Consider the following 19,721-nt stretch of genomic DNA (forward strand, 5'->3'; position numbering starts at 1 on the left):
AAGGCAAAACCATGCACTTAGGCCATCGTAAAACTTGTCGAGTCTGCGGTTCTTCAGCACTCACTCCAGTTATTAATTTAGGGGAACAACATTTGCAAGGTTCTTTTTTTAAGCCAGGAAAAGAAGAACCACCAATGAGAAAAATAGCCCTTTCTCTATTGCGTTGCGATCCTACAAAAGATGAGAACGCCTGCGGTTTATTACAGATGGAACATACAGTTCCACCAGAGGTTTTGTATTCTGCATATTGGTATCGTTCCGGTACTAATCAGACAATGCGAAATCACTTACAGGGAATTACTCAAGAAGCAACAGCACTGATTAACAAAAGTAATGCGCGTGTTTTGGATATTGGCTGTAATGACGGCACTTTACTCAAGTCTTATCCCCCAAATTTTATCAAATTTGGAGTCGATCCTTCTGACGTAGCGCAAGAAATTACCGGAGATATTACAGCTATTCAAGATATTTTTCCTTCTGAAGAATTGACCAAAGTATTACAAGGCGAAAAATTTGACATTATTACGTCAATCGCCATGTTTTATGACTTAGAAGACCCAGTGAATTTCTGTAAAGAAATCAAAAAAGCCCTTGCTCCTGATGGTTTATGGGTGTTTGAAATGTCCTATATGCCATCTATGCTTAAGATGAATTCCTATGACACAATTTGTCACGAGCATTTGGAATATTATAGTTTAGCGGTGTTGGAATATATTCTCAAACAAGCTGACTTAAAAATAGTAGATGCTGTTCTTAATGACATCAACGGTGGTAGCATTCGCTGTTATGCAACAAATGTTGATAATTTTTCATTCAAGAGACAAGAAGCGGTGACACGCATCAAGCTTTTACGTCAGGCTGAGTTTGACATGGAGCTTGATACCGATAAACCGTACAAAAATTTTCAAGATCGGATTAATGTGCATAAAGATGAGCTAATTTCAATGTTGAAAAAGCTCAAAAAGGAAGGCAAAAGTATTCATATTTACGGTGCATCAACTAAAGGCAATACCATTTTGCAATGGTGTGGAATTGACAATCGAATTGTGGACGTAGCAGCGGAAAGAAACCCTGATAAATATGGTGCTTATACCCTTGGTACAGATATTCCAATTGTCAGTGAAGCAGATTCAAGAGCCATGAAGCCGGATTATTATTTAGTTTTACCTTGGCACTTCAAAGAAGAATTTTTGAAACGCGAAGAAGCAACTTTGAAAAGCGGTGTTGGCTTAATTTTTCCTTTGCCAAACCTCGAAATCATTAAATTTTAAAGGGACTTATGCTCGCGGTAGAGCTGCCAAGATGGTGGCATTATATAAAGAATGCTTAAGTTTTAACTAAGTCCAAAAAACAAACAGCGCACAACAGGATAAAAACATGACACATTTCTTCATTCACAACAGTTTTCACAGCGGCGATGTGATTTTGACAAAAGCCGTAATTCAGGCAGCTAGAATAAGTTTTCCCAGAGTGAAAATCACCTTAGAATGTGTTGAAAAATCTGCCTATCTGTGGCAAGATTTAAAACTGCCTATTTCTCTATATCAAGGGAAGGAATATCAAGGAACAGAACGAACACCAAATTGCCCTAATGATGCCATATTTATCAATATGTGGTTTGGCGTTTTTAATGATATTTTCAACCTCTATGGTATGACATACCAAAATAATGTTCATACCTTTAATCGTCAGATGTATCAGCAGAATCTAAATCATAAGTATCTGCTAACAATACCGATTTATACGCCTACGATTGCCTTCTTTGGTCAGTTAGAGAAGGAAATAGAAGTTAGAGAAAATAGCATTTTGGTGGAAAACGGAGAAGTTTTTTCTAATCAAAATTATTTTTATTTAAACGAGCATCTAAAGCAAATAGCAGCGGATTTTCCCACACTAAATTTTTACTGTTCAGGTCAACCTAAATTTGCTGCTGCCAATATTTTTGATTGCAGTGGAATGAACCTTAAAGAATTATCCCAAGTTGGGGATAGATGTATTGCTTTTTTGATGAAAGGAAGTGCTGTAAATGCAGCATCTCAAACGGAGATTAATCGTTATAAACCTCGCTGTATTGTTGGCTGGGATTTGCCAGTCCAGCTTTGGGAAAACTTGGAAAATCCGGTAGTTTATGCTAAGAATTATGCCGAAGTTAAGGCATTTATTTCTAGTTTAGTCGCATCTGAACAGACAGCATTTGTATTAGCATTGCCTCAACCAGCAACAGTGGTAGAGGGGACAAAAAAACCGCGAGGTTTATTTCTCAATACTGAGAAAGCTAATTGCAGCATCTACGAGTCTGGCAAAATGGCTTATCAATGTTTATTACTTTCGGGAAAATACGACCTTCATTATTTAGAAATCAGCGAAAATGCGGCTGAGATTCCGAATAATTATGAATTTTACATTTTTAACTATCATCATGTAACAATGAGTTGGCTCAATACAAAAAGAGTCAGCTTATTGCCGGGATTAAAAGTAACATTGGTGCTGGAAACACTTACGAATAACCCCTTCGGTTTCTGTCCTGCTGATGATTTTGATGCCTATTTAGCGCTCGATCCGACGATGAATGTGGAAGATAAAAGAGTATATGCTTTCCCCCGTCCCTTAGAAGTTTATACTCCAGTCAACCCGTACCGAGAATCATCAATTCCTGTAATTGGTACTTTTGGATTTGCCACGATAGGTAAAGGATTTGAATTAGTTGTAGATGCTGTTAATAAAGAGTTTGAAAAAGCCATTGTTAAAATTAATATTCCGGCATCGACTTATAGCGAAGATAGACATTGGACATTGCATAAAAAACATTATGCCGATTACCTGAGCGAGTTGTGTAAGAAAGTAGCTAAGAAAGGAGTTGAAGTAGTTATTACCAATGAGTTTATGACTAAAGACCAACTCATTGAATGGTGCAGTCAAAACACACTGAATTGTTTTCTTTACAACAGGAATCAAGCGGGAATTTCCGCAACTACCGATCAAGCTATATCAAGTGGAAGACCATTAGCCATTTCAACTAATGAAACATTTCGGCATATTCATCACTATATTAAGCCGTACCCCTTCCAGAGTTTAAAAGATGCGATCGCTTCATCAGAACCCCAAGTGAAGCAAATGCAAACAGATTGGCATCCACAGAATTTTGCGACCAAGTTTGAAGAAGTTTTAGAAGATTTTGGGATGCTGCCTAAAACCGAACGGAAAACCGTTCAGATACAAGTTGCAGAATCCTCTAAACCGACTATACTCATTGTTTCTCATAAGCAAAAACAATGCGGTATTTACCAGTATGGTCTCAATATTACAGAAGCGCTACAAAAATCTTCGCGCTATTCCTTTGCTTATGCGGAGTGTTCTAATTACGCAGAACTAAAGAATGTAGTATCTCAGATAAATCCGGCTGCGATTATTTATAATTACTATCTAGCAACAATGCCTTGGCTGCGACAAGAGGTGACTAGACAGTACAAAATTCCACAGCTAGGAATAATGCACGAAGTCACTCAGGACGAAGCAGATAAAGCTACGCTAGAAATGTTTGATTATCATTTATGTCCAGATCCAACTTTAATAGAAAATAATCCGATTGTTTTCAAGACAAAACGCTTGATTTCCCCTTACATTAACAGCCAAGATATTCCCGATATCGTCACCGTAGGAAGCTTTGGTTTTGGATTTAGTGACAAAGGTTTTGAACGTTTGGTTATGCTTGTACAGGAAGAATTTGATAGAGCGAAAATAGTGCTGCATTTGCCTTTTAATAATGTTGTCGAACAGCAAGGACAATTTGCTAAAGCAACAGCGGAAAACTGTCGCAAACTTATTTCTAAACCCGGCATACAACTTGCGATTAACCATGAGTTTCTAAGCAAACAGCAACTCCTCCATTTTCTAGCAAGTAATACACTCAATGCTTTCTTCTATGACTCCCATAAAGACCGAGGGATTTCAAGTGTACTGGAACACGCTTTAGCAGTGCAGCGACCTCTGGCGATTAATAAATGTGGGATGTACCGTCATGTTTTTTCGGCGAATCCTTCAATTTGTATCGAAGATTCCAGTTTGAAGCAAATTATTGATAATGGCATCGCGCCGCTTGTACCCTTTTATAATGAGTGGAGCGAAGCCAATTTTATTTTGGATTATGAGCAAATTCTCGATCGAGTGCTAGGTCAAGAGCGGAGCGATCGGAGCAATTTACCTCAACTATCTTTTACGGTTGGTCTTCCTAATGTAACATCATTAAATCGCATCTTGGACGATGCCGCACGCAGCCAGTACGAACCTGTCATTAATCAATTATTTGCCTTGGTTCCTGAGATGATGGCGCGGAAAATACCGGAAGCTAATATTCAGCAAGCCTTTATCTTAGACACCGCTCACAAATTTGCCTCCCAATTAGTAAAACCTAAAATTTTATGCGTTGGTAGTCATGAAGATAGTGCTGCTGCTGCCTTAAAGCAACTCGGCTATCACTTAGAAGAAATCGATCCTGCGATCAATTGCGATCTCAATGTTTATTTCCATAAGCCGTCTACAATCAAGGGCAGCTATGATATTATCTTTTCAACATCTGTGGTGGAGCACGTTCAAGATGATGAACTATTTATGACGCAAATCGCTGAACTTCTGGCACCTGGAGGTACTGCCATTTTAACTTGTGATTATAACGATCAGTATAAAGTAGGCGATCGCATTCCAGTAGTGGACTTCCGCCTTTACACTCAGAAAGATTTGCGGCATCGAATTCTTCCTTTACTGAAAAATTGTCGGCTTCCTGACGTTCCCCAGTGGGATTGTCCGAACCCAGATTTTATCTATGAAGGATGTCGCTACACATTTGCAACCTTTGTTTTTCAGAAAAATAAACTGTGAACGCTATTATTTTTGGTGCCAACGGACAAGACGGATTTTATCTCAATGAATTGTGCAAAGCTAAAGGAATTAACCCTATCGGTTTATCACGTTCTGGAGATTGGATGCGCGGCGATATATCGAATTACGAACAAGTTGAGCATTTTATCAAAGAATACAAGCCAACTTATGTATTTCATTTAGCTGCTAAATCAACAACGCGGCACGACGCGCTGTTTGAAAATCATGCCGCAATTTCCACTGGTACGCTGAATATTTTAGAAGCAGTGTACAAATACAGTTCTAACTCGAAAGTTTTCATTACAGGGAGCGGCGTTCAATTCTATAATGATGGGAATCCTATTTCTGAGGATACTCCTTTTGAAGCAAGTAGCACTTATGCGATCGCGCGCATTCAATCAGTTTATGCTGCTCGATATTATAGAAGTCTAGGTATCAAAGCCTATGTAGGCTATTTATTTCATCACGAAAGTCCTCTGAGAAAGCCAACTCATGTCAGCCAAAAAGTTGTTCTTGCCGCTAAGCGCATTGTCGAGGGAGCTGATGAAAAACTGCAAATGGGTGATATCTCTGTAGAAAAAGAATGGACTTTTGCAGGTGATGTAGCACAGGGAATTATAACGCTGGTAGAGCAGGAAAATGTTTTTGAAGCTGTCATTGGTTCCGGCAAAATTCATACAATCAAAGATTGGATAGAAGTCTGCTTTTCTATCCTTGGTTTGGATTGGAGGCGCTATGTAGAACAGACTGAGAATTTTCAGACTGAATATAAGCGATTAGTATCTAATCCCGCACTCATGCACAGCCTTCACTGGCGACCAAATATAGACTTGCAGCAACTTGCAGCTATGATGATCGAAGCCAGATGAGATCGCGCTTTATCTTTAGGTATTTGAAGGATGAAAAATTTATCTCAGCCAGCGATTTATTCTTATTCTTCTAGTAAGCGGATTTTGCTAGGACAACTTGGAGCAAATGGCGATTGCCTTCATGCAACTACATTAGCTCGGCAAATAAAATATGATTATCCCAATTGCCATTTAACTTGGGCAATTTCATCAATGTGTCGTAGTGTAATTGAAGAAAATCCATTTGTTGATGAAATCTGGGAAATACCCGCCAATAATTGGCAAGAAATAGTAACAGCTTGGTATGGGTTAGAAAAAGAATTACAATCTCGTCTTAATCGAGGTAACTTTGATGAAATATTTTTGACGCAGGTTAGCCCAAATAACTATCAAAATTATGATGGAACTACTAAAGCATCTCTTTTTCGCGGCTATCCAAAACCGATTACTGTGCCGATTCAAAATATCTTACGCCTACGAAATGATGAGATTGAAAGAGTCCGTAATTTTGCTGAAGAGCACAATTTACTGAAACGCAGTCATGTTATTTTATTTGAGTTCACTGGCAGTAGTAGCCAATCTTTTGTTAAGCCAGAATATGCTTTATCTGTCGCTCAATCCCTGCTGTCTCGTTTACCAGATTGCAGCATTATTCTTTCATCGAGCACGAAAGTTATCGTAACAGATGAACGAATTATTGATGGTAGCGTGTTAACACTACGAGAAAATGCGGAATTAACAAAATATTGCAGCCTTTTAATTGGGTGTTCTAGCGGCGTAACCCAAACAGTATTAACCGATTGGGCTAAACCGTTACCCATGATTCAGTTGTTGCTGGCATCCACATCAGTTTATGCTTCTATTGCCCACGATCTTGAATATTGGAAACAGTCTTCAGAGCAAGTTTTAGAAATGACTGATTGCTCGGTAGAACACGCAGTTGAATGTGCTTATACTGCTCTTGTAGAAGGATTTTCCGAGGCTCGTCGCCGATTTCACCACCAAATCCCCCTAAATTTTAACTTTTATTTCACCTTGGTTTGTCAGGCTCTCCTGCGAAATGGTCAGTATCTGAAAGCGGCGCAATCTATTTTGTATACTACAGAACGATACGGTTGGCATCCAGAGCTAAAAACCTTTGTACAGACTGAGTTGCTTCCCAAAATAGGCCTGCATCAAACTATGCGAACGGCTGATGAAGGTTATACTAATTTATTACAAGATTTTGTTTCAGTTCACTCAGAATCAAACAAAGTAGCTTACTCACATAAAAAAACGATCGTGAAATTACCTGATATTGAATTTCCTACAATTCTACCTCTTTCAGCCAGCAATCGCAGACCTTTTTGGTCAGTGATGATCCCGACCTATAACTTGAAGGAAAATTATCTCGAACAAACGCTAAAAAGCGTTATCGAACAAGCTTTAAGTGTCGAAGAAATGCAGATTGAAGTTGTTAACGATCATCCGAATCAGTTGATTCAAGACGAGATCGAAGCAATTATCAGAAAAGTGGCTGGCAATCGGATCGAATTTTATCGTCATTCCGAACTTAATGTTGGTCAAACTGCAATTTTTAACATCTGTCTTCAGCGAGCTCGCGGTCAATGGGTTCACATTCTGCACGATGACGATTTGGTTAAGCCTGGATTTTATAGCAGCCTTCAGGGAGCTATAGAACAACAATTAACAATTGGTGCTGCTTTCTGTCGCTGTCTCCATATTAATGAAGAAAATGCACCTTTATGGTTATCACCTCTGGAAAGAGAAACGCCTGGTATTTTAACTGATTGGATCAAAAAAATTGCTGTGTATTCTTGGATTGCAGCGGCTTCTATGGTAGTCAAACGAAGTGTATATGAGGAGTTGGGGGGATTTTGCCCCCAGGCTGGCGCTGCTGCTGATTGGGAAATGTGGAAGCGAATTGCGGTGAATTATCCAATGTGGTATGAACCTCAAGTTTTTGCCTGTACGCGGATGAATTCTTCATCATGGACATCTAGATTGTTTCAATCGGGAGAGAATATTGCAGAGGCTCACAAAGCTATTAAAATTTCCCAAGCTTACCTTCCTCAAAATATGGCTGAGGAATTATCAAATCAGGCAAAAGAACACTATGCAATCGAAGCTATGAAAATGGCACATTCAATGATTGCGAGAGGCGATATAAATTCAGCGATTGCCCAAATTAGAGAAGGATTGAAATGCAGTAATTCTGCCAAAGTAACTAAGTTGATTCCGGCTGGTTTTCAGCCGAAGAAAGGGGAGCAAGAACAACAAAATAACGTTCCAAGTTTATCACCCAAGATCGTAATTGACGGCGTAATGTTTCAGATTCACAATTCTGGAATTACCCGTGTTTGGCTTTCCTTAATTACAGAATGGGCAAATCAGGATTTTGCTCAACATATTCTCTTACTCGATCGCAATGGAACTCTCCCCCAAATTCCTGGCATTAAGTATCGGCAAATATCAGCTTATGACTACAACAATACTGAAGCAGACCGCGAAATGTTGCAGAAAATCTGCGATGAAGAACAAGCCGATCTTTTCATTTCTACTTACTACACTACACCGCGCTCGACACCCTCTGTGTTCATGGCTTATGATATGATTCCAGAAGTCATGGGAGCCAATTTAGCTAACCCGATGTGGATCGAAAAACATCAAGGTATCCGCCATGCTTCTGCCTATATTGCCATTTCCGAAAGCACAGCTCGCGATTTAGTAAAATACTTTCCTGATATTTCTCCAGAATTAATAACAGTAGCTCATTGCGGAATAGATAGGAAATTTTCACCATCAACATTCGTAGAAATTAATCAATTTAAGGTAAAATATAATATTTCAAGACCTTATTTTATCTGGGTGGGCGATCGCGTTGGATTTAACGGCTATAAAAATGCTGTTTTATTCTTCCAAGCCTGCTCTCAATTAGAAAATAAACATCAATTTGAAATTGTTTGTGTAGGGGGCAACTCGGAATTAGAAACAGAGTTAAAAACATATAGTTCCGATATTAAGATTCATCTTTTAAGACTAAGTGATGATGAATTACGAAGTGCTTATTCTGGGGCTTTAGCATTAGTCCAAACATCAAAATATGAAGGCTTTGGGTTGCCATTATTAGAAGCGATTGCTTGTGGCTGTCCAGTAATCGCCTCTCAAAATAGCTCAATTCCTGAAGTTGCAGGTCAAGCAGCTTTATATGTGAACGGCGATCGAATTGAAGAACTAAAAAAAGCACTTATTGAGGTGCAAAATTTTCAGATTCGTCAAAATTTAATTGCTGCTGGTTTGGAACAAGCTAAAAAGTTTTCCTGGTCAGAAATGGCAGCAAAAGTTAGCTCAGCTTTAATAGCTGCTACTAAGCTTTCCCCTAAAACATCTATTACTATACCGCCTTCTATGACTTCCCTAATCAGCATTGTTGAAAAATATCAAAGTAACCAGTCAGATTCATCAGCATTAGCAAATATCCGCCAGTTGAGAAAAAAAATTGCCGATCGATGGCTGAATTCATCTACACTCGAACAACTTGCAAATGCTTATGCAGGAGAGACAGGTCAAATCCATCAAGCACTGCTGAATAGTGGCATTAAAGATGAAACACTAACTGATGAAGAACAAACTTTTGTCAATCAACTAGGAGTACAAATTGCCAAAGGATTTGAGGAACATAAAACTATCAATCATCTCCTGGCTGCAATGCTTTACCGCCGTGCAGATCGACTACCGATAAAATACGAACGCGCCGCTATTCCCAATTGGTTTGTTAATGACTATCTGAAATTTATGTTTGTCTGTCCTAACCTTTTCCAAGAAATAGGAGAAGCAGACAATTACTATCGCTATCTGCAAGGATGGCTAGGTTACGTTCATACCAACATCTTTAACAACAAAGATTCTCAAATTTGGCAAAATATTGCTTTATTTTTCAGTCAAGTTGCTAACTTTATCCCCCTGTACTTTACAACTGCAAACCTGCGGGATGTTTACACAAAGCGGGCGGATATTATGGAGTTAGTTCTTAAAAATCGCGGTTTTCAGGTTGATTATGTTTTCCCAGCGCGACCAGCAACGCGCTCAAAAATTCGCTTAGGAGTGCTCAACGATCATTTTGCTCCCCAGACAGAAACCTTCGCAACTCTTCCTGTCTTTGAACATTTAGACCGCAGCCAATTTGAAATTTTTCTATATGCTCTCAATGTCAGCGGTCATCAATTAGAACAATATTGTCAAAGTCGCGTTGATAAACTGGTTCCACTTCCTAAAGATTTTGCCTTGCAGGTGCAAACTATCCGCGATGATGACTTAGATATCCTGTTTATTGGCACTAACCTAACAGCTATTAATAAACCCACTACTTCCCTGGCACTTCACCGTTTAGCACGGGTACAGACGACCTCTTTCTGTTCGCCGACAACTACGGGAATACGCCACTTAGATTACTATATTGCCGGCAAGTGGACAATCCCCGATAGCAGTTATCAAGAACAATATCGAGAGCAGTTAGCTATTTTGGATGGCAGCGGATTTTGCTTTAATTATGCTACTCAGTCGGAAACATCAACTCTGCAACCAACAAGAAATAGCCTCGGTATTTCTGAGCAAACAAATGTGTTTATATCAGGAGCGAACTTCTACAAAATTCTGCCAGAATTGCGAGAAATTTGGGCAAAGATTTTGGCTGCTGTTCCCAATTCTATGCTAATTTTATATCCCTTTGGCCCAGCTTGGACTCGTTCTTATCCGGCCACGCCTTTTGTAAATAATTTGTATGCTGTATTAGCTAAATACGGCGTTGAGAGCAACCGTCTATTAATTGTAAAACAGTTACCGAGTCGCGGCGATGTTAAAGAATTTTTGGGGTTAGCAGATGTTTATCTTGATTCCTATCCCTACGCTGGCGCAACTTCTTTGATTGACCCTCTACAAGTAGGGTTGCCAACGGTAGTGATGGAAGGAAATGCTTTGCGCTTCCGCCAAGGGTCAGCAATGCTGCGGGAAATTGAAATACCAGAATTAATTGCTGATAGCCAACAATCCTACATTCGGTTAGCAGTTGCTCTAGGTAGCAACCCTAAATTGCGACAGCTTCATCGGCAAAAAATTCAGCAAAAGATGCAAAGCAATCCTAGATTTTTAGATAGTCGTGCTTACTCGCTTTCTATTGGTAAATTATTCCAAGAACTCTTCCAAAAATGGCAAAATAGCCAGTCACCTCTTGGCAGTTCAGTGTTAGCACCCAGCACTGAATTCATCAATAAACTTGAGGATTATGTAAATCTCTACCGCACAAATTACTCAGCAGAATCCGCGATCGCATCTTTACGCCAAATCCGTAAACAGTTGGCTGATTATTGGTTGAGCGTCACTCCTGAGCAACTGGAAACTATCTATCAAAGCGATGTCGGTAAGGGCTATAAAATGCTGCTTGGCTGTGGTTTTCAAAATCAACCGCTGACTGAAGAAGAACAGATATTTTTGCAACAATTGACTCAGATTAGTAAAGGACTCGTGCATCCTAAAGCTATCAATTCTCTGCTGGCTGCAATGCTTTACTTTATTCCGGGAACGATGCGGATACCGAATGCTCAGGCTCGTCTACCTCGCTGGTTAATAGAAGATTACGAGCAGGTTTTTGAGAGTGAATTAGCACTGAATTTTGACTCGGTTAACCAACCACCATCATCTCAGTTACTAGCTCATTATATTAGTTCGCCACAATTTTTAAATCAACTGTTAGGCTGCGTGAATCTATACCGCATCGATCCGACTGATGAATCTGTGGTAATGGAAATCCGCCAGCTCAGAAAGCAAATAGCTGATTTTTGGCTCAGCGTGCCAACTGAGCAACTGGAAACTATCTACGTTAGTGATGTTGGTAAGGGTTATCAAGCAATCCTTTACTCCGGTTTTCAAAATGAGCCAATACTTGAAACTGAACAGGTATTTTTGCAGGAATTGACGGAAATTGGCAAAGGGTTAGTGCATCCTCAAGCGATTAATTCTCTGCTGGGTGCAATGCTCTACTTGCCTCCGGGTAAGATGCGTGTCCCTGATGCTCAAACCCGTTTGCCTAAGTGGTTAATTAATGACTATGCAAAAGTGTTTGAAAGTGTATTTGCCGCCGCTGAAATAGATAATACTCTTTCCGAACCAGTCACGCAACCGCAAAATTTGCTGCCGCAGTTTCTCAGTCAATTATTTAGCTCTGTAAAGCTTTATGAAATAGATTCAACGAGTGAATCGGTAATAGCAGACTTGCGAGAAGTTCGCAAAAAATTAGCAAATTTCTGGCTAAAAGTTCCAGTAGATAAATTGCAAACTGTCTACGAAAGTGATTTAGGTAAGGGTTATAAAGCTTTACTTGGCAGTGGTCTTGCTAATCAACCACTGCTAGAAGCTGAAAGGGCTTTTTTGAACTCATTAGTTACTGAATTAAGCAAAGGAATGGCAGAACAAAAAGCGATCAATCATCTATTAGCCGCAATGTTGTACTGTCGTCCAGGGCAATTGCAAGTTCAGGATGCAAATAATTGTTTGCCTCGGTGGTTATTGGAGGATTATGAGAAATTCGTTAAGGCTGGGATAAAGATGGCAGTTAAGTAATACAAATCAGGTTGGTGTTTGTAAGAGAGTTAACCCGAACTGTTACGATCGCGCTCTTAAATCCAATCTTCCTCCTCTGTTTTTTGGCGCTTATAAACCTGACCAGCAGCATGAATCTGGCGGGTTTTTTCGTAAAGAGCTTCCTCATCGGGATAACCCCAGTTCTGCATTACTTTATCTAAATCTCTTTGGATATCCCTAGCACCGGGAAAGCCGCGATAGCGAATTTTTAGCCGCCCTAATTCCGCTAGATTGTAGTCAGTTGCTTCCCCTGCTAATAGATTAGTGACAATGACGCGATCGCTCTTATATTGAGGATGCTGCTGTTCCTGATTTGTCTGTGCTGATTTCATGTTGATTCTATCCGTGCTAGAGATCCGCGAACATTTGAGCTAAGGAGCGCAAGCGTGGGCCCTGGTAGTTCCAAACTGGCGATCGCTCTTAAGAAATTTCGGGGTGAAATTCGGGGTAAACTGCTGAAGTTGACACCTATGCGCTGCCATTTATACGCTTTGAGCGAAAAATGTGGCGATCGCACAGCGCCTACCCTACAAGATTCACCGCGATCGCATAAAAATCATACCTATTGAAGGCACAGGTCTAGCCAAAGCTGAGGATAATAACCAATATGAGTCTCAAAATTTTGACAGGATTTCATGGTTAATTCTTGGCCAAAAGCACCCAAAAGTCGCCTGCTGAGCTGGTGGGAATCGCTGACTCCCATGACTCGCCTGCTAGCGATCGCCCTAGCAGCACCACTCACCGTACTCAACGCTTGGGCATTCTCTCAAATTTTTGGTTATTTTCAATCGCTCTTTGTCATCCTCTTAGTCGCCTCCCTGTTGTCCTTCCTGCTCAACTATCCCGTCAGATTGTTCGAGCAACACGGAGTACAACGAGAGCAAGCTGCAATTCTAGTCTTTTTAACAGCACTATTGATCCTGCTGGCCCTAGCACTGACACTATTTCCCCTCGCCTTCACTCAAGCGCAGCAGCTCGTCGCTCGCTTACCAGAATGGATCGATTCTGGACAGCGCCAGCTCCTGATATTTGACGATCGAATCAATGCTCTCGGCTTACCCATTAATCTCGACGGCTTCATTGCTCAAATTAACACCCGACTTAAAGGCGAACTACAACTCGTCGCAGGGCGAGCTTTAAATATCACCTTAAACCTGACTGTTTTAACAGTTGTCAGATTGCTGGATTTACTGCTAACAGTAGTTTTAACCTTTTATTTACTCCTGCACAGCAGTGATATCTGGGAAAGCTTAATCGAGTGGTTGCCACCTCGATTTCAAAAGCCATTTTCTGAGACACTAAGGCTAAGTTTTCAAAACTACTTTACAGGTCAGCTCATAATTGCAACTTGTATGGCTTTTGGGCTAACTTCAGCCTTTATTTTCCTAAAGGTTCCCTTTGGTTTGCTATTTGGCTTAACAATTGGTCTGATGGCATTAGTACCTTTTGGCGGCTCTGTGGGAATTGGACTGGTAACTATACTCGTGGCCCTGCAAAACATTGGATTAGGGCTGCAAGTCCTAGCCGTTGAATTAATTGTGCAGCAAATTGTAGAAAATTTAATTGCTCCCAGAGTGCTAGGTTCCGTGACCGGTTTAAATCCATTTTGGGTGTTTGTTTCTATCTTGACAGGAGCGCGAGTCGGAGGATTTTTAGGAGTTGTAATCGCCGTACCAGCAGCAGTTGTTATTAAGGAGGCACTAGCTGCGGTACGATCGGAAAAAGTTACTGATGAATCAGCCCATACTCCCTCAACCAATGAATCTTCAGAAGCGAGCCGTGTTAACCCCGATCGAGAAACACAATTGAAACTTCCACCCTTAAAAGGAGATGGATTTCTCTAAGAGTTAATAGCTAAAAGGCATCTCTGAAATGAAAATTGCCCAGCAATTACTCTGCTCGGTTAATCAGTTAATGTAAAATCAAACAATCAAAAAAATGAATTATAAAGTGGATTAAATAAGCTAGTTAACGTAGGGTGGGCGCTCGCCGCAAAAAACCTGTAACTCATAGAAGAAGATGGTCGCGGCGAGCGCCCACCTTACAATTTATAGCGTTTATTTATGTCCACCTACTTAACAACGAAGTCTTTTGGTAAAAAAAACCGGTTTCTTTAGTTGGGTGTGTAAGTCCTGGTTTTGTTTATGGCTGTTTGAAACTCAGAGTCAAACAGCCACAACCACCTCACGTCTTCTTTATGGATTTTCGGAGATGTTTCTTTACTAGAACTGTTTTACTTGCTCCAAACCATTACCGATCCGCAGGATCGCCGTAGGGATCTTCGCTGGCTGGGCGAACATTGCCGAATTGTGGATAATCGGCGGGATCGCCATAGGGATCTTCGCTGGCTGGGCGAACGTTGTCGTATTGTGGATAATCGGCGGGATCGCCGTAGGGATCTTCACTAGCAGGGCGGACGTTGCGATCGTCATAGTTGCCGTTAGGATCTATTCGCCCGCTGCTAGGCCCCAAGATTGCCTCTTTCAACTGTCTTAATAACCCGTCGAACACGATCGATCTCCTTTTTTTATAGCTGAAGAAACGGCTGTATCAAAAATATTTGCCGATTCCATGCTGTTGTTATCTTTGTGCTTAATTGGTGGCACAATTGCATCTGAAACTCTTACCAATTACCCAAATATTCACCCAAGTCTTCTTAAAAAAGAGCTTATTGTCTCTCCCCCTTTTTAATGAGGTTAGGAAGGATAAGAGTTTCAGCTTTTAATTCCTAAGTCCTGACTCTTCTAGAATTAGCATTTACTGTACCGGCGCTGCGGTTCTGGCTTCTGCAACGCTAGTGAGGTCTCTGCCGGTGGGACTATTGTTGTAACCCTGGAATTCGCGATATTTCTGTGCTTCGGACTCTGGAACTTTAATTCCTTCGGGAGGCGGTGTTACCCAGTGAGCGCGGTGTTCGGCATCCCGATAGTAAACGCGACCATTTTTGGAAAGGTAGTATTGCCCTTGTGGCCCCTGTTCTTGTTTGTTTTTATGCTGGTTGTAGATATAGTAAAGTGCCGCTGCTCCGGCTAAAATTGCTACTTTCTGAGTATTTGACAATCCCTTTTTCACTTCCGGGGAACGGTTGGGAGCTGAGACTGTCTGTCCAGCACGAGTATCGTCAACTGGCGGCGGTACTGAAGCTTGTTTTGAGCCGCAGGCTGTCATTAAGGGAAATGTTAGCAGCACTGTTAGCAGCAGAGATATCCAGTAGGATTTTCTTCGATATCGATTGATTTTATCCATCACGCACCTCTTCTTTGTTTCTTTCAATCTTGATATGTTCTGTAAATAAATACGTCAGTATTTAGATATAAAAACATTTTTTCTTTCATAGAGCAGGAGACAGGAGGCAGAAGCTAGGAGGCAGGAGGAAAATGCAATACTAGAAATGGTTTGGGGGATTGAGAATGTCAAGACCGTTGTGGCGGTTGCTATACTTATGGCATATACAAATAGATTGATGTTAATAAATTAAAAATGGAAAGAAGCGGTAATCAATAGTTACTTCAACTCTCAATAACATTGAGAGGATAAATCTGGCGTTTTCCTGGGAAAATATTAATGTTTTAATTCAGAATTTTAGCAGAGCTAAACTTTGAAAATGAAACAGCCCTGCCCCCGTCTCCCTCTCCTGGGGAAAATTACCAATAAAAAGCCCTCGGTCACAAGTGACTGAGGGTAGAAAAATTATCAGGGTGCATCTACTATGTTTCACAGTATAACACCCCTGAAGGGTCTTACCCCTCACTACAACATCAAAAAGTAAGAAAAATAGATGACAATAAGTTATTTATCACTAACAAATCATTGATAAAGCTTATATAAGCACCAGCTTTGTGCCTATCCTGCATCAAGGGGGAGCGATCGCGGGGTAAAATTAGGGGTTCGAGCTGTCCAAAAGCTGTACCCTTAAAAATCTCAACCTTAAAATCGACCTGTGCTAGATCTTAAACTCATCCGCGAAAACCCACAAGCTGTACAGGAAAGCCTCAACCGCCGAGGTGGGGACTATGACATCGAGCCCATTTTACAATTAGATCGACAGCAGCGGGATTTAGAAGGGAAGCGATCGCAACTCCAGGCCCGCAGCAACGAAATCGGCAAACTCGTCGGTCAAAAGATTAAATCAGACCCCAAAGGCGCAGAAATTGAAGCCTTAAAAGCAGAAGGGAACCAAATTAAAGCTGAATTAAGCGAATTGGAACCCCAAGAAAAGGACTTGAAAGCTCAAATCGAAGCCTTATTATTGCCTCTTCCCAACTTACCCAGCGACTCCACACCCATCGGCAAAAGTGAAGAAGAAAACGTCGAAGTGCGACGCTGGGGAGACGAATATATCCCCCAAACTACTGATATTTTACCACACTTTGAAATCGGCGAAAAACTAGGAATTATTAACTTTATCCGCGCAGTTAAAGTTGCTCAACCGCGCTTTGTTACCTTAATAGGAGCAGGTGCAGCCTTAGAAAGAGCGATTATTCAATTGATGCTCGACCGCCATACAACAGCAGGTTATGTGGAAGTAATTCCCCCATTTTTAGTTAACAGCGCCTCCCTCACTGCTACAGGTCAATTACCCAAATTTGCTGAGGAAAGCTTCAAGTGCGACCAAGATGATTTATGGCTGATTCCTACCTCAGAAGTGCCAGTTGTCAACCTTTACCGCGATGAAATTTTAGCCGCAGAACAATTACCGATTTATCACTGTTCTTATACGCCTTGTTTTCGCCGGGAAGCTGGCAGTTATGGCAAAGATACAAGGGGATTAATTCGACTGCACCAATTTAATAAAGTAGAATTGGTAAAACTCGTACATCCCAGTACATCAGCAGCAGAACATCAGAAATTAGTGCAGGATGCTGAAGGAGTTTTGCAAGCATTAAAATTACCCTATCGAGTGATAGAATTGTGTACGGGTGACATCGGATTTAGTGCAGCTAAAACTTATGATTTAGAAGTATGGCTGCCTTCGGCTGGTAAATACCGCGAGATTTCTAGCTGTTCTAATGTCGGTGATTTTCAGGCGCGGCGGGCGAATATTCGCTTTAAAGAAGCGGGTAAGAAAGGTACTCAATTCGTTCATGCTTTGAACGGTTCTGGTTTAGCAGTTGGCCGCACGATGGCCGCAATTTTGGAGAATTATCAGCAACCTGATGGGACTGTGAAAATACCAGAAGCGCTGCAAGTTTATATGGGACGCGAAGTATTGTAAAGCAAAAATATCCCGCAAAAATATCCCGGCGATTGAAATCGCGCAGCAACGCGGGCACACAAACAAAGTCCGCCTACATTGTAAAAAATATCCCGGCGATTGAAATCGCGGCTACACAAACAAAGTCCGCCTACGCGGACTAATGAGGTTTACTAAATTCTGAATACTGGATAATTAGGATGTTCAGGATTGGGGACTAAACGCTGATTCTTGCAGTCTACTAATAAATCTAACGTCTCCAATGCTGTCTGACCAATCAGCACAGTATTGCCTAATACGAGAGTAGCTTCTGTGGTTTCGCGACCTTCTATTTCGAGGATTACAGGTTCCGTCAATCCTACTGATTCTTCTCTACCATCAGCATATTGAGCTATTTCATGAGTCCGAATTCTTAAACCCAGAAATTCTACTATCTCCGCAGGTATGGCAGTCCGTACTGCACCTGTATCTATGAGTGCTTCTGCTTCATAGACACGCAACAAATTGGGATTAAGCAGTCCTCGATGGACTAAAGCTTCATCAATTGCATTAGTTAATTTAACTTTGACTCGAACTGCACCCATATTTTGATTGTTATTCCTGGTCGAATTGCTGAGATTTACCATAGTTTTTCCCTCCTATCTTTTTATATTACATATTTTTGTATATGTACTATCGGCTTCAGAGTACCTATTCAATAGGTAATATCCCTCTGTTAATTGATTCTGGCTGCAAATTGCCGATCGCTCCCCACAGATATTAAAATAAGAACAGTTCAGCAAAGTTTCACAGTAATCATTCATGTCAGTATTGGCCGCGATCGCAGTTCTAGCTCTCCTCATCGTCGTACACGAGCTCGGCCACTTCCTGGCCGCGAGATTTCAGAACATCCACGTCAACCGCTTCTCCATCGGCTTTGGCCCCGTGCTCTGGAAATACCAAGGGCCAGAGACCGAATATGCTCTCAGAGGCATCCCTTTGGGCGGTTACGTGGGTTTCCCTGACGAAGACCCCGAAAGTAACATTCCCCTAGATGACCCCAATTTACTCCGAAATCGCCCCGTACTCGATCGCGCGATCGTTATCAGTGCCGGCGTGATCGCTAACCTGATCTTTGCCTACTTCCTGTTAGTGACACAATTTGCCACCGTAGGTATACAGGAATTGCAGCCGGGAGTTGCCATTTCCCAAGTCAGTTCCCAATTGAGCCTCGCTTCACAGGCAGGCATTAAGTCGGGAGACATTGTTTTAGCAGTCAATGAGGAGCAATTAGCGACTGACGTGCCCGCTGTCCAGTCCTTAAAAGACATCATTCAAAGCCATCCCAACCAAAGTATTAAATTTTTAATTCAGCGAGGGAATGAAAAACTGGCGATCGCACTTAAACCAGAAGCCGGCCCCGACGCTAAGGGTCGCATCGGCGTTCAACTAGCTCCCAACGGCGACAAACCGGGAGTTGCGATCGAACCTTTGCCAGAATTGAGTTTAGCAGCATCCGCAGGTATCAAACCCGGAGATGTTATCCTCGCAGTAAACGGTCAGGAATTGGGAACTAAAACGTCACCCATAAAAGCTTTAATGGCAGTCGTTCAAAGCCATCCCAATGAAAGCATTAAAATGCTAATTCAGCGCGATGGTGAAAAATTGGATATTCAGGTAAAACCCCAACCAGACCAAAGCCAAGAACTGATTGCTCTCAAATTAGATGCCAATATTGTCAGGCGCAGAGCTAGCAATATTATCGAAGCATTGAACACTGGAGCCACTGAATTTCAGCGAATTGTCACTCTGACAGTTCAAGGTTTCATCAAACTAATTAGCAATTTCAGCCAAACTGCTGACCAACTTTCCGGGCCAGTCGCTATTGTTGCTATCGGTGCAGATATCGCGCGATCGGATGCAGGAAATCTGTTTCAGTTCGCCGCCCTAATTAGCATCAACCTTGCTATTATCAACATCTTGCCTTTACCCGCCCTCGATGGCGGTCAGCTAGCCTTTTTATTAATAGAAGGACTACGCGGGAAACCCTTACCTGCAAAAATTCAAGATGGCGTTATGCAGACAGGTTTAATCCTGTTGCTAGGTTTGGGAATTTTCTTGATTCTTCGCGATACAGCTAACTTGGCTGGCGTAGAATGGATGAAGAAACTTCTACAACAATAATTAGT

General features: G+C 41.4%; 12 protein-coding genes. 8 read left to right on the forward strand and 4 right to left on the reverse strand.

Annotation, left to right across the window (positions count from 1 at the left end; genetic code table 11):
* Window positions 1-11: 11 nt before the first annotated feature.
* The 4 genes from OSCI_RS20275 (at window position 12) to OSCI_RS20290 (ending at window position 12,338) form a co-directional block, all read left to right on the forward strand.
* The gene (locus tag OSCI_RS20275; RefSeq protein ID WP_007356992.1) at window positions 12-1,271 is read left to right on the forward strand and encodes a class I SAM-dependent methyltransferase; all 1,260 of its coding nucleotides are present in this window, start codon (window positions 12-14) and stop codon (window positions 1,269-1,271) included.
* A gap of 106 nt (window positions 1,272-1,377) precedes the next feature.
* On the forward strand, window positions 1,378-4,875 hold the full coding sequence (locus OSCI_RS20280) for a methyltransferase domain-containing protein (protein ID WP_007356993.1): 3,498 nt from the start codon (window positions 1,378-1,380) through the stop codon (window positions 4,873-4,875).
* Window positions 4,872-5,744, forward strand: coding sequence for a GDP-mannose 4,6-dehydratase (locus OSCI_RS20285; protein WP_007356994.1), 873 nt, complete (start codon window positions 4,872-4,874; stop codon window positions 5,742-5,744). The genes OSCI_RS20280 and OSCI_RS20285 overlap by 4 nt, the downstream gene beginning before the upstream one ends.
* A 30-nt stretch (window positions 5,745-5,774) precedes the next feature.
* Complete coding sequence (locus tag OSCI_RS20290; protein WP_007356995.1) at window positions 5,775-12,338, forward strand: glycosyltransferase; 6,564 nt, start codon at window positions 5,775-5,777, stop codon at window positions 12,336-12,338.
* Between the two features lie 56 nt (window positions 12,339-12,394).
* Here OSCI_RS20290 and OSCI_RS20295 read toward each other — a convergent pair whose 3' ends face one another.
* Window positions 12,395-12,691 carry a DUF3288 family protein gene (locus tag OSCI_RS20295; RefSeq protein WP_007356996.1) on the reverse strand — a complete coding sequence of 99 codons (297 nt, stop codon included), beginning with the start codon at window positions 12,689-12,691 and terminating at the stop codon, window positions 12,395-12,397.
* A 54-nt stretch (window positions 12,692-12,745) separates the two neighbouring features.
* Between OSCI_RS20295 and OSCI_RS20300 the strand changes: the two genes are divergently transcribed.
* Complete coding sequence (locus tag OSCI_RS20300) at window positions 12,746-12,928, forward strand: hypothetical protein (protein ID WP_007356997.1); 183 nt, start codon at window positions 12,746-12,748, stop codon at window positions 12,926-12,928.
* A 66-nt stretch (window positions 12,929-12,994) separates the two neighbouring features.
* Complete coding sequence (locus OSCI_RS20305; RefSeq protein WP_007356999.1) at window positions 12,995-14,203, forward strand: AI-2E family transporter; 1,209 nt, start codon at window positions 12,995-12,997, stop codon at window positions 14,201-14,203.
* Between the two features lie 406 nt (window positions 14,204-14,609).
* Here the strand turns inward: OSCI_RS20305 and OSCI_RS20310 are convergent, their stop codons facing one another.
* Together OSCI_RS20310 and OSCI_RS20315 are read right to left on the reverse strand one after the other, a co-directional pair.
* The gene (locus tag OSCI_RS20310; protein WP_007357000.1) at window positions 14,610-14,870 is read right to left on the reverse strand and encodes a hypothetical protein; all 261 of its coding nucleotides are present in this window, start codon (window positions 14,868-14,870) and stop codon (window positions 14,610-14,612) included.
* A gap of 246 nt (window positions 14,871-15,116) precedes the next feature.
* On the reverse strand, window positions 15,117-15,605 hold the full coding sequence (locus OSCI_RS20315; RefSeq protein ID WP_007357002.1) for a hypothetical protein: 489 nt from the start codon (window positions 15,603-15,605) through the stop codon (window positions 15,117-15,119).
* A gap of 694 nt (window positions 15,606-16,299) precedes the next feature.
* Between OSCI_RS20315 and serS the strand changes: the two genes are divergently transcribed.
* Entirely contained in the window at window positions 16,300-17,574 is a 1,275-nt protein-coding gene (gene serS / locus OSCI_RS20320; RefSeq protein WP_007357003.1) for a serine--tRNA ligase, read from the forward strand.
* A 152-nt stretch (window positions 17,575-17,726) separates the two neighbouring features.
* Here serS and OSCI_RS20325 read toward each other — a convergent pair whose 3' ends face one another.
* Window positions 17,727-18,179, reverse strand: a complete 453-nt coding sequence (locus OSCI_RS20325) for a retroviral-like aspartic protease family protein (RefSeq protein WP_007357004.1) — start codon at window positions 18,177-18,179, stop codon at window positions 17,727-17,729.
* Window positions 18,180-18,354: 175 nt separating this feature from the next.
* Between OSCI_RS20325 and rseP the strand changes: the two genes are divergently transcribed.
* The gene (rseP, locus tag OSCI_RS20330; RefSeq protein ID WP_007357005.1) at window positions 18,355-19,716 is read left to right on the forward strand and encodes an RIP metalloprotease RseP; all 1,362 of its coding nucleotides are present in this window, start codon (window positions 18,355-18,357) and stop codon (window positions 19,714-19,716) included.
* Window positions 19,717-19,721: the final 5 nt, after the last annotated feature.

The sequence above is a fragment of the Kamptonema sp. PCC 6506 genome, from assembly GCF_000180455.1.
Lineage (GTDB): Bacteria > Cyanobacteriota > Cyanobacteriia > Cyanobacteriales > Microcoleaceae > Kamptonema > Kamptonema formosum.